The 11,571-nt window shown below is 67.9% G+C and carries 11 protein-coding genes; 5 read left to right on the forward strand and 6 right to left on the reverse strand.

Features of this window, described 5'->3' with window-relative positions:
* Positions 1-69 precede the first annotated feature (69 nt).
* The 3 genes from ACZ6IE_RS10055 to ACZ6IE_RS10065 all read right to left on the reverse strand — a co-directional run bounded on the left by ACZ6IE_RS10055 (position 70) and on the right by ACZ6IE_RS10065 (position 1,884).
* The gene (locus ACZ6IE_RS10055) at positions 70-384 is read right to left on the reverse strand and encodes a WhiB family transcriptional regulator (RefSeq protein WP_077055305.1); all 315 of its coding nucleotides are present in this window, start codon (positions 382-384) and stop codon (positions 70-72) included.
* 184 nt (positions 385-568) lie between these two features.
* Positions 569-1,540: a UDP-glucose 4-epimerase GalE gene (galE, locus tag ACZ6IE_RS10060; protein ID WP_464607831.1), complete on the reverse strand. Its 972-nt coding sequence runs from the start codon at positions 1,538-1,540 to the stop codon at positions 569-571.
* Positions 1,537-1,884 carry a hypothetical protein gene (locus ACZ6IE_RS10065; RefSeq protein ID WP_464607832.1) on the reverse strand — a complete coding sequence of 116 codons (348 nt, stop codon included), beginning with the start codon at positions 1,882-1,884 and terminating at the stop codon, positions 1,537-1,539. The genes galE and ACZ6IE_RS10065 overlap by 4 nt, the downstream gene beginning before the upstream one ends.
* 91 nt (positions 1,885-1,975) lie before the next feature.
* On the opposite strand from ACZ6IE_RS10065, the gene ACZ6IE_RS10070 reads away from it, so the two are divergent.
* The 4 genes from ACZ6IE_RS10070 (at position 1,976) to ACZ6IE_RS10085 (ending at position 7,174) form a co-directional block, all read left to right on the forward strand.
* A complete protein-coding gene (locus ACZ6IE_RS10070) occupies positions 1,976-2,968 on the forward strand; it encodes a GlxA family transcriptional regulator (RefSeq protein ID WP_464607833.1) in 993 nt (330 codons plus the stop codon).
* A 228-nt stretch (positions 2,969-3,196) separates the two neighbouring features.
* Entirely contained in the window at positions 3,197-4,381 is a 1,185-nt protein-coding gene (locus ACZ6IE_RS10075; protein ID WP_464608624.1) for an acyl-CoA dehydrogenase family protein, read from the forward strand.
* 115 nt (positions 4,382-4,496) lie between these two features.
* Entirely contained in the window at positions 4,497-5,867 is a 1,371-nt protein-coding gene (locus tag ACZ6IE_RS10080) for an O-antigen ligase family protein (RefSeq protein WP_464607834.1), read from the forward strand.
* Positions 5,864-7,174 (forward strand): O-antigen ligase family protein, encoded by a 1,311-nt coding sequence (locus ACZ6IE_RS10085; protein ID WP_464607835.1) that lies wholly within the window; start codon positions 5,864-5,866, stop codon positions 7,172-7,174. Before ACZ6IE_RS10080 ends, ACZ6IE_RS10085 begins: the two co-directional genes overlap by 4 nt.
* Before the next feature lie 106 nt (positions 7,175-7,280).
* On the opposite strand, the gene ACZ6IE_RS10090 is transcribed toward ACZ6IE_RS10085, so the two are convergent.
* The 3 genes from ACZ6IE_RS10090 to ACZ6IE_RS10100 form a co-directional block, all read right to left on the reverse strand.
* Complete coding sequence (locus tag ACZ6IE_RS10090) at positions 7,281-8,255, reverse strand: glycosyltransferase family 2 protein (RefSeq protein WP_464607836.1); 975 nt, start codon at positions 8,253-8,255, stop codon at positions 7,281-7,283.
* A gap of 61 nt (positions 8,256-8,316) precedes the next feature.
* Positions 8,317-9,261 carry a glycosyltransferase gene (locus tag ACZ6IE_RS10095; RefSeq protein ID WP_464607837.1) on the reverse strand — a complete coding sequence of 315 codons (945 nt, stop codon included), beginning with the start codon at positions 9,259-9,261 and terminating at the stop codon, positions 8,317-8,319.
* A 114-nt stretch (positions 9,262-9,375) separates the two neighbouring features.
* Positions 9,376-10,854, reverse strand: coding sequence for a DUF2142 domain-containing protein (locus ACZ6IE_RS10100; protein WP_464607838.1), 1,479 nt, complete (start codon positions 10,852-10,854; stop codon positions 9,376-9,378).
* 149 nt (positions 10,855-11,003) lie between these two features.
* Between ACZ6IE_RS10100 and ACZ6IE_RS10105 the strand changes: the two genes are divergently transcribed.
* The gene (locus ACZ6IE_RS10105) at positions 11,004-11,519 is read left to right on the forward strand and encodes a GtrA family protein (RefSeq protein ID WP_464607839.1); all 516 of its coding nucleotides are present in this window, start codon (positions 11,004-11,006) and stop codon (positions 11,517-11,519) included.
* Positions 11,520-11,571 lie beyond the last annotated feature (52 nt).

Below are 11,571 nucleotides of genomic sequence, written 5' to 3' on the forward strand. Positions count from 1 at the left end.
CGCGTTCCTCCTGCGCCCGTCAGGCGCGGTGGCGTGGCTCACATTCGGCCACGGGCCGACGTCGGGGTATTAGCCCGCGCGCTTCTTGAGTTTGCGGCGCTCGCGCTCCGAGAGGCCGCCCCAGATGCCGAAGCGCTCATCGTTTTCGAGAGCGTATTCGAGGCACTGCGAGCGCACTTCGCAGCTCGAGCAGATGCGCTTGGCATCGCGTGTGGAGCCGCCCTTTTCGGGGAAGAAGGCTTCGGGGTCGGTCTGGGCGCAGAGCGAGTCCGTCTGCCAGGCGAGGGCGTCGTCCTCGACGGGCTTGCGCACCCCGGGAACGCCGAGCTGAACGGGATCGACGAACCAGTCGTCGGGGACGCCAGCGCGATACTCGGGTGCCATGGCTGCCCCTTTCTGGTGAAAATCCCCTATGCACCGACCGGTGCCTCGACATAATTACACCGTTGTCATTACCCTGCCGTCAAGTCGCGGATAGTAAACCCTCAAGTTCGGATGGAGAGTTGTTGAGGGTTTCTCGGCGTGTCGCGGCCCGGATGCCTCCCGCGAGACATCCGAGCACGACTCGTTACTCGGCGGCGGCGGATGCCTTGCGCGCCGACCAGGCCGATTCGACCATCTCGGCCAGCGTGTGGCGCATGGTCCAGTCGAGGTCGCGCGAAGCCTTCTCGCCGGAGGCCACGATGCGGGCGGGGTCGCCGGGGCGGCGCGGCGTGATCTCGGGCTCGAAGTCGATGCCCGTCACCTGGGCCACCGTCGACATGATCTGACCGACCGAGGCGCCGTCGCCCGAACCCAGGTTGTAGACGGGTTCGATGCTCTGGCCGGCGTCGAGGCGCTTCGCGGCGGCAACGTGCGAGGCCGCGAGATCGGCCACATGGATGTAGTCACGCTCGCAGGTGCCATCGGCGGTCGGGTAGTCGTTGCCGTTGATCTTCGGCGTGCGGCCCTCGATGAGCGCCTCGAACACGAGTGGGAACAGGTTGTGGGGGCTCGTGTCGTAGACGTCGGGGTAGCCCGAGCCGACGACGTTGAAGTAGCGCAGGCTCGTGTGGGCGAGGCCGCGGGCGACGCCCTGGTCGCGCAGCAGCCACTCGCCGATGAGCTTCGACTCGCCATAGGGCGACTGCGGGTTCTTGGGGGTGTCCTCGGTGACGAGGTCGGTGTCGGGCGTGCCATAGACGGCGGCGCTCGACGAGAAGACGATGCTCGAGACATCCGCTTCGTCCATGGCGGCGAGCAAGACCTGCGTGCCCGTGACGTTCTGCTCATAGGTGTGCAGGGGGCGCTGCACCGAGACGCCCGCGTACTTGAAGCCCGCGACGTGCACGACGCCCGTGACCTCGTGCTTCTTCAGTGTGTCGAGCACGAGGGCACCGTCGAGGATGCTGCCACGCACGAACGGCACATCGGCCGGCACGAAGCGCTCATGGCCCGACGACAGGTCGTCGAGGACAACGACCCCGATGCCCTCCCGTTGGAATGCTCGAACCACATGTGCTCCGATATATCCGGCACCGCCGGTGACCAACCAGGTCATTCGCCCTCCATCGCGTGATGCGACGCCCGAGCGGTGCGGCGCGCGGCCGCTTTCGCCGCGGAGGACGTCGACGTTTTCCTGGCTACCTTATCGCGGGCGCCGAGCCGCGATCGGCCGACACCGGCGTGCGGCCGATGCTCCGCCTCAGCTTCCGGGCCGCGTTCCGGCGAGCGCTGCGACGACGGCTCCGACGGCCGCTGCAGCGTGCGGTCGATCGTACGGTCGGGGCTCGGCCCGTCGAGGGTGGCGCGGCGGCGGTATCCGTCGCGCAGGAGGTCGACGATCGTGTACGCCGAGGCGGTGATGGCAAGGACACCGAGTCCGAGGAGGAGAAAAGAGGTCATGGCAGTAATGCTTCTCCTTGCGCTTTTCTGCCACGAGTGGCAGAGTTGCCACACTTCGCCTCATTCCTGCCATTCGACGAACGGACCGCCCATGTTGAGAAAAGTCGCCCTCCTCGTGGCCCCCGGCGTCGCCCCGTTCGAGTTCGGCGTCGTGTGCGAGGTCTTCGGCATCGACCGCACCGACGAGGGCGCTCCCCCCTTCGACTTCACCATCGTGACCGCGCATCCGGGGCTCATTCGCACGAGCCTCGGGTTCGACATCACGGTCGAGCACGGGCTCGATGCCGCCGAGGATGCCGACCTCATCGCCGTGGTTGCGAATATGCACTCGGTGACCGACTCGATCGATGAGGCATCCCTCGACCTGCTGCGCCGTGCCGAAGCGCGGGGCGCGTGGGTGCTGAGCGTGTGCACGGGCGCTTTCGTGCTGGCCGAGGCCGGGCTGCTCGACGGCCGCCGCAGCACCACCCACTGGCAGCACAGCGCGCGTCTGGCCGCCGAATTCCCACTCACGGATGTCGACCCCAACGTGCTCTACATCGAGGACCGCGGCGTCATCACGGGCGCCGGCACCGCGGCCGGAATCGACGCCTGCCTGCACCTCGTGCGCCGCGAACACGGCCAGGCCGCCGCCAACGTCATCGCGCGTCGCATGGTCGTGCCGCCGCACCGCGACGGGGGTCAGGCTCAGTACATCCCTTCCCCCGTGCCGACCCGGGCGAGCGACTCGTTGGCCGGTGTGACCGACTGGATGCTCGAGAATCTGGCCGAGGAGTTGCCCGTCGAGCTGCTCGCGCAGAAGGCCCACATGTCGGAGCGCACCTTCGCGCGCCGGTTCCGCGCCGAGCTCGGGGCGACACCGGCCGCGTGGCTCAACCGCCAGCGATTGCTGCGCGCCCAGCAGCTGCTCGAGCACGGCGACGAGGGGCTCGAGCGCGTCGCGCAGGAGTCGGGCTTCGGCTCGGCATCCGTCATGCGCCACCACTTCGTGAAGGTACTGCACACGACGCCGAACGACTATCGGCGCACCTTCGGGCGCAGCCTGCCGAGCGCCGAGGAGCGCATGCGGGAGCTGGCCGGCTGACCGGACGGGCGCGGCCGAGCGCGGTGAGCACGGCCCGCGCGGTCAACCGACCCGCCCCTGTTGGCGGCACCCTACAAAGCGCCCCGGCGGGCTCGCACCCGGTTTCGTCCAAACGCCCAAGCGATTGAGGCGCCGCGCTCTCGCGTGCCTAGGCTGAGCCCGACGCTCGTCGACGCGCTGTCGCCTCGACGGGCATCCGATCACGCCTCTCGAGCACTGGAGCACGACATGCCGTTCGACACCCTCGCCAGCGATTTCTACGATTTCGCGTCCACCCTCACCGACGATGAGCGGGAGGCGCTCGGCCGCCTGCGCGAGCACCTCGAACGCGAGGTGAAACCCGTCGTCAACGAGGCGTGGGAGAAGGCCGAATTCCCGCACGACATCCTGCCGGGGCTCTTCGCCACCGATGCGGCCCGCTACTCGTGGCCCGAGACCGCGCCGTTCACGAACTCGGCCGTGTTCCGCGGCATGCTGGCCCTCGAGCTCTCGCGCGTGGATGCCTCGGTCGCCACGTTCCTGGGTGTGCAGGACGGCCTGACCATGGGTTCGATCGGCGTGTGCGGCTCGGAGGAACAGCGCGCCGAATGGCTGCCCAAACTGGCATCGGGCGAGGTCATCGGCGCCTTCGGCCTGACGGAGCCGCTGTCGGGCAGCGACAGCGCGCAGGGCCTCCGCACGACCGCGACGCGCGACGCCGACACGGGCGACTGGCTGTTGAACGGCCAGAAGCGCTGGATCGGCAACGCCACCTTCAGCGACATCACGATCATCTGGGCCAAAGACTCCGAGACGGGCAAGGTGCTGGGCTTCATCGTGCCGACCGACACCCCCGGCTACACGGCCACCAAGATCGCGGGCAAGATCAGCCTGCGCGCCGTGCAGAACGCCGACATCACGCTCGAGAACGTGCGCGTGCCCGAGCGCCTGCGCCTGCAGAACGCCAACTCGTTCCGCGACACGGCGGCCGTGTTGCGGCTGACCCGCGCCGGGGTGGCCTGGTCGAGCGTCGGCGTAGCCATCGGTGCCTACGAGGCGGCCGTGCGCTACTCGAAGGAGCGCATCCAATTCGGCAAGCCCATCGCCGCGCACCAGCTCATCCAAGACCTGCTCTCGAAGTGCCTCGGCAACATCACGGCGTCGCTCGCCATGTGCGTGCGCGTCTCCGAGATGCACGATGCGGGCACGCAGCGAGATGAACATTCGGCTCTGGCCAAGGCCTACTGCACGGCCCGCATGCGCGAGACGGTCGCGTGGGCGCGCGAGATCTTCGGGGGCAACGGCATCGTGCTCGACTACGACGTGGCCCGGTTCTTCGCGGATGCCGAGGCGCTGTACTCCTATGAGGGCACGCGCGAGATGAACGCGCTCATCGTCGGCCGGGCCATCACGGGTGAGGCCGCGTTCGTCTGATCACCGGACGGCCGCGCGGTGATCACCGGATGTTCATGACGCCCGGGTGGAGGGGCGGCGGATTCCCATGCCCTCCCCCGTCTCCTCACGGCTTCGACGCGCTACCGTAGAACACATGACCCGCACGCGCGTTCTCCCGCCAGCGTCGGAGAGCACCTGGCGACTCCAGGTTCGGGCCGCCGCCGCGTCCGCGCTCTTCGTCGCTTTCGCCGGCGACGCCCTGCGCAACGCCTTCACCATGTGGGGCTTCTCCATCATCGCCGTGGCCGTCACGGGGTGGCTCGTCGTCCTGTTCGTGAAAGAACGCCCGCGCATCGATTCGACGCGCCTCCCCAAATCGCTCATCGCCTATCTGCTGCTGGCGTTCGCGTCACTGGCCTGGTCGGCCTATCCCGGCGCCAGCGCCTTCACACTGCTGGGCGTCGTCGTGTGCACGTTCGCCGGGCTGTTCGTCGCGACCATGCTGAGCTGGCCAGAGGTCTTGCGGGCGCTGGGCGCCGCGGTCAAGTGGGTGCTCGGGCTGTCGATCCTGTTCGAGTTGCTCGTGAGCGTGGTGTTGCGGCATCCGCTGCTGCCCGTCACCCTGATCGGCACCGAGGGCAAGCATCCGGCGCTGTCGTATTGGTCGCGCAACGAACTCTTCACGGGCGATCGCATCCAGGGCATCGTGGGCAACGCCAACCTGCTGGGCGTCATCGCCCTCATCGGCATCATCGTCTTCTCGCTGCAGCTGGCCGGCAAGACCGCGCGGGGTTTCCGCGGCTGGTTCTGGCTGGGCCTCGCTGTGCTCGAGTTCCTGCTCACGCGGTCGAGCACCATGATCGTCGCGGCCGCCATCGCCGCCGTGGCCCTGGCCGCGGCCCTCGGCTTCCGGCATGCAGCGTCGGCCGCCGCCCGGCGCGCCCTCAGCCTCGGCGTGGTCGTCGTGGGCGCGGGCCTCGTGCTCGGCGCCACGGTGTTCTCGCGCCCCCTGCTCGGTCTGCTCGGCAAGAGTTCCGACCTCACCGGCCGGCTCGAGATCTGGGACACGGTGCAGTCGCTCGCGGCGCAGACCCCGGTCTTCGGTCTCGGCTTCTCGAGCCCGTGGGTGCCGTGGGTCAAACCGTTCGACTCGCTCGTGGTGCGGCACGGCGTGGTGCAGTTGCAGGCCCACAACGCGTGGCTCGACGTCTGGCTGCAGCTCGGCATCCTGGGCGTCATCGTCTTCGCGGCCGTCGTGTTCGCCACGCTCTGGCGCGTGTGGTTCCTCGCCGTCGACCGGCCGCGCTTCGACCTGCGCGACGACCGGCCCTACACGGCGCTCAGCCTGCTGCCCCTGCTCATCATCACGGTGCTCATCGTGCAGAGCTTCGCCGAGAGCCGCATCCTCATCGAATCCGGATGGGTGCTGCTCACGCTCTTCGCCCTCAAATCGAAGCAGCACCCCGTGATCGACTCGGATGCCGCAGCCGCCGACCCCGTGCGCTACGAGGTCGAACCGGCGTGAGTGATCGTCGCGGGCCGCGGGCCGTACGCGAGGTGCCCGAGGCTTTTCAGAGCCCCCACGCCGCGGCCGCCTTCAGCCTGATCACCTTCGGCCTGGCGTTTGCCACGCCCGCCATCCGTTCGATCATTGGCTGGCCCGGGCTCATCGGCGCCCTCGTGGTGCTCGTGGTGCTCGGCATCGGCATTCTCATCGCCCGGCGCGACGCCATCGAGTGGCACGGCCTGCTGCCCATCTCCATTCTGATCTTCATCGGATGGTGTGGGCTCTCGGCGTTCTGGACCGAGTACCAGTGGGTCACGGCGTCGAGCGTGCTCTACCAGGCCGCTTTCGCGTTCCTCGGAATCACGATCGTCCTGACGCGCGACCTGATCCAGATCGTGCGCTCGGTCGGCACGGTGCTGCGGTTCTTGCTCGTGCTCTCCTTCGGCGTCGAGATCCTCTCGGGTCTCATTCTCGACGTGCCGTTCCGTTTCCTCGGGGTCGACGGCGCGCTCGCGTTGGGCGGACCCATCCAGGGCATCTTCGGCACGCGCAACATGCTCGGTTTCGTGGCCCTCATCGCGATCGTCACGTTCGTGATCGAGTGGCGCACGCGCTCCATCACGCGAGGCCTTTTCATCTTCTCGGCCATCCTCGGCGGGGCGGCCCTGCTCTTCAGCGGCTCCCCCGTGACCTGGTTGGTCGTCACGGTGCTGCTGTTCGCCACACTGGCCCTCTACGGGCTGCGCAAGGCCAAACCCGATGTGCGGCTGCGGCTGCAGTGGGCGCTCCTCGGCCTGACCGTCGTCGGGGCCGTCGCCACCTATCTCGCGCGCGCGCGCGTCATCAACCTGCTGAACGTCGGCAGCGAGTTCGAGTATCGCTACTCGCTGTGGATCCAGATGTGGCAGCTCATTCCCGTGCATCCTCTCGAGGGCTGGGGGTGGGCAGGTTTCTGGCGCACCGGCATCCCGCCGTTCGCCAATATCGACTTCGCGCTCTCGCAGGGGCACTCGACGGGCCTCAACGCGTTCCTCGACGTGTATCTGCAGGTGGGTCTCGTGGGGCTGCTGGCCTTCGTCGCGCTCGTCGGGCTCGCGTTCGTGCGCTCCTGGCTGCTGGCGTCCAACCGCCGCGTCGTCACCTACACCTGGCCGGCGCTCGTGCTCGTCGTCGTCATCGCCACGTCGGCCGCCGAGAGCTTCGCCCTGCTGGATGCCGGCTGGCTGCTGCTCGTGGTGTGTGCAGCGAATGCGTCCCAGGGTCAGAGCTGGCGCCGACGCCTGCGCTCGAAAGAGGCGCTCGTGCCGCAGCCGCCGCTCGAGTAGGGCCGCTCGGCCGAGGCTCGGCGCTCAGTGCCCACCCCAGCGGACGCCCCGCCCCAGCGGAATCCGTCGAGTCGTGCACTGTCAGCCAGGGTGGGCTGAGCCGGACCTACGCGGGCTGGAGAAGGTCGCGCAAGACCTCGGCACGCCCCTGGCTCGTGTAGCGCTCGTAGTCGCCCGTCTTCGCCTCGCGCAGCACGGTGGGCAGCCTGAGCAGGCGGTTCTTCGGCAGGCCCGCGCGCACGCGCTCGATACGCAGCTTGCCCTCGGCCGCCTCGAGATGTTCGTGTTCGGCCGGGAAGTCGGCTTCGAGCATGCGCTCGACGAGCGCCTCCGTCCGGCGCACGAGCGCGCGGTTGCGGTCGCCCCGCGGTTCGAGCACGCGGGACACCTTCTGCCCGAACCCGGGCTTGCGCATGCCGATCTGGTTGGCACCGTGCTGGCGGTAGTCGATGAGCGGTTCGTCGATCACGGCCAGGCGGCCGGTCAAGGAGGCGATGATGGCGAGCCATTCGTCGTGTACCCAGTCGGCGGGGAACGGCATGGCGGCGTCGGCCAACCGCCGGCGGAACGCCGCGGTCGCACCCGTGGCCACGTTGCGGCGCAGCAGCGTGTCGAAGGCCGACGGGCATTGCACGTCGCGGCGCTCGTCGGGCCGGAACTCGAGGGCTTCGAAGAGCGTGTAGCCGAGGTCGGCGCCGTCTGCGTCGACCATCTGCGCGTCCCCGAACACGAAGTCGACGTCGTCCTGCTGCTCGAAGAGGCGCACGCAGCGCTCGACGCGGTCGGCCTTCCAGATGTCGTCCTGATCGCTCAAGACGATGATCTCACCCGCCGTGGCCCGGATGGCGCGCTCGAAGTTGCGCGTCACACCGAGCGGTTCGAGCCCCGAGAGCACGCGCACGGGAACGGGCGACGTGGCCGACATCCGCTCGACGATCGTGAGCGTCTCGTCACGAGAACCGTCGTCGGACACCACGATCTCGTCCGGCATCCGGCTCTGCGCCAGGATGCTCGACAGCTGCTCGCCGATGAACTGTGCGCCGTTATAGGTGCACAGCGCGACGGAAACGGTGAGGGTCACGGAGCGGTTCTCGTCAGGAGTCGGCGGGTCAACGAATCGGGGGCGAAGGGAATGAGTGAATCTAGCGGGACTTGTGGCCGACGGCCGGGAACTCGAGGTAGGTCAACCGCGCGTTCTCGTGCCGCGACTTGGTGATGCCGTCGAGCACGAAGCCGAGGAACAACACGAGCGCCGCGATCACGAAGAGCGAGGATGCCGCCACCGCCGTCGGCAGCCGTGGCACGAGCCCCGTCTGGAAGAAGTCGATGATCACGGGAATCGCCACGATGATCGAGATGATGGCGAGCAGCGCCGCGATGAGGCCGTGGAACAGCACGGGGCGCTCGTGACGCACGAGGCTCACGATGAGGTTCAAGATCTTGAAGCCGTCGCGGTACGTGCTGAGCTTGGACTCGCTGCCCTCTGGCCGGTCCTTGAAGCCCACCTCGACCTCGGTCTGCGGCACCCGCAGGCTGACGCTGTGCACCGTGAGCTCGGTTTCGATCTCGAACTCACGCGAGACGGCCGGGAACGATTTGACGAAGCGCCGCGAGAAGATGCGGTAGCCCGAGAGCATGTCGTTGACGCGAGCGCCGAACACACCGGAGATGAGGTTGTTGAATGCCTTGTTGCCCGTGGAGTGGCCGGGACGGTAGGACGTGGCGGTCGTCTCTTTGCGCACACCCAGCACGTGGTCGTAAGGGCCCTCGAGCAAAGTCTCGATCATGCGCGGGGCGGCCGAGGCGTCGTAGGTGTCGTCGCCGTCGATCATGAGGTAGATATCGGCTTCGATGTCGGCGAAAGCGCGGCGCACCACGTTGCCCTTGCCCTTGATGTGCTCGTGCCGCACGATGGCGCCGGCCGCGCGGGCGACCTCGACCGTGTTGTCGGTGGAACGGTTGTCGTAGACGTAGATGTCGGCCGTCGGCAGCGCGCGCTTGAGGTCGGCGACGACCGTTCCAACGGCAACTTCTTCGTTGTGGCAGGGAACGATGCAGGCGATGGTCAAACCGTCGAAATTAGGCACGGGGGCAACTCCATAAAAAGGTGGTAACGGCGGCGACCCTCACGGGTTCGGTCGGCTGCGCCGGGGACGAGCTTACTAGAACGCCCCCTCGCGATTGTCTCGAGATCGATCCGATCACAGCAGATAGCTCTGCCAGACCACGATCGCCACGATTCCGCTGCCGGCCGAGGCGAACGTGCTGACCACGAGCGCCGTCCTGTCGCTCATCCGCACTCGGATGGGAAGGAGTGCGGCGGCACCGAGGACGAGAGGAAGGAAGACCGGGATGAAGTAGCGCCCTTGGACGCCTTCCGCGACGGGCGATCCGATCGGTGTGAAGGTGAGATAGAGGGCCCCGATGATGGCCAGGGCGAGCAGGATGCCCGCGGCGAGCAGCGCGATCCCGCGCAAACGGTCGACGCGCTCGGAGTTCAGCCCCAAGACAGTCACAACGGCGACGAACAGAGCGATGATGGGCAATCCCACATGTACTGCGTTGTACCCGAAGAAACCGACGGCGCTACCCAACCACGAGGCTCCCTCGGTGGCGAGCGACCGCCAGAACATGCCGACCGCGCCGAGCGGATCGCCGAGCATGGCAAAGGCCTGCCCGACGGGATCGATCTGATCGGCCACGTCGGGGCGCTGGAAGCGGATCGCCGACGAGATCGGGCGCACGACAAGGCTGAACGCCCCCGTGATGGCCACCGCGAGGCCCGCGACACCCACTCGGTAGAACCAGGCACGCCGCACGGAGGCGAAACCACCGGCGGGAAGGAAGAGGACGAGGACCACGAGCAGCACGACGGTCGGTTTGACGAGAGCGAGCCCGACCGCCGCGGCGAGCAAACCGATACGCGGCCCCGGCCGCAGCATCCAGGCCGGATCGAGGAACGCTCGCAGGCAGAGGGCGACGAAGGTGAGCGACACCGCGTTCGTCAGGGTGTCGGCGGTGACGAAGCCCGCATAGAAGATCGCTGTAGGCACGAGCGCGACAGTCAGGAACACCCACTGTGCGCGCAGCCGACGCAGCACGTACAGGCCCGCCCAGACGACCGCGATGTAGGACAGGGCATTCAGCAACCGGGACAGGATGGTGGCCGCCCCCGCCGAGAGATCGAGCGCGCTCGCGATGGCGAAACCTGCCGCCGCGGGCGTGTAAGCCAGAGGGCTTGATGCGCCGGCATTCGTGAAATCGACGCTGACGAGATCGGAGCGATCGAGCCGTTCGCCCCCGAGATCGCGATAGGCGTCCAGGTCACGGAAGTCACGACGCTCGTAGTAGGGCCTCTGCGTCTCGGCACCGCTCGACCACGCGTGCCCGAGCATCTGGTAGTCCTGCAGGGCGCGCGGCACGGTGCCGCCGTAGGTGAGGCCACCCTCGAGCGCATCGGGCAGTAGATTGCCCTGGCCGATCTGGTAAGCGCGGTTCACGTGGGACTGTTCGTCGAGACCCCACCCCGCGGGGATGATGAAGACGAAAGCCCCGATCAGGAGCGACGCCAGGACGGCGAAGATGCCGTGAGCCTGTCCGTACCACCGCGCGCGACGTTGGGGAGACGGGTCCATCTCGACCGCGTCAATGCGCGTTGATACGTCGGCCTTCAGTGCCATGCTACTCAATCCCCCAGGTCGTGCTGTGCGCTATGCAGCCTACCAAGCGCGTCGTTCCCGCCCGGCATAGTCGACCCGCGCGGCGGCCCCGTACAATCGTGCAGGGCCGCCGACCATCGGTCGTCCCACGTGTCGAGGAGAAGAAACCCATGGCGAGAAGCCGCGCTCTGATCGAGATCGCCAGAGGAAGCTCGTTCCTCGTCATCGGCGGGTTGGCCTTCCTCGTCGACGCGGGCCTCTACAACCTGCTCGTCTACTGGGGTGGGCACGGCGTTTTGCACGACCTGCCGCTCGTCGCCAAGATCATCTCGATCGCCACGGCATCCGTCGCCACCTATGTGGGCAATAAGTTCCTCACCTACCGCGACCGGCCCACACGGGTTTCGGCCCGGCAGATCGCGATCTTCGTGGTCATCAACCTCATCGCGGGCGGCCTGCAGCTCGCGTGCCTCGGCTTCTCGCGTTACGTGCTGCACCTCGACGACGCCGTGTCCGACAACATTTTCGGCACGGTCATCGGCCAGATCGTCGCAACGGCGTTCCGCTACGTCACCTATGGCCGCTTCGTCTTCCCGAAGCAGGCCGATGGGCCCGCGCAGCCCGGTCCGTCGACCGATCCCGGCTCGGACGACCCGTTTACCCGCCCGGCCGGCTCCGAAGCCTAGGCCGGCTCGGAGGCAGACGCCGGCTCAGGGGCATCGGCGAGCGAGCATCCGC

This window comes from Okibacterium sp. AC114 (assembly GCF_979253355.1).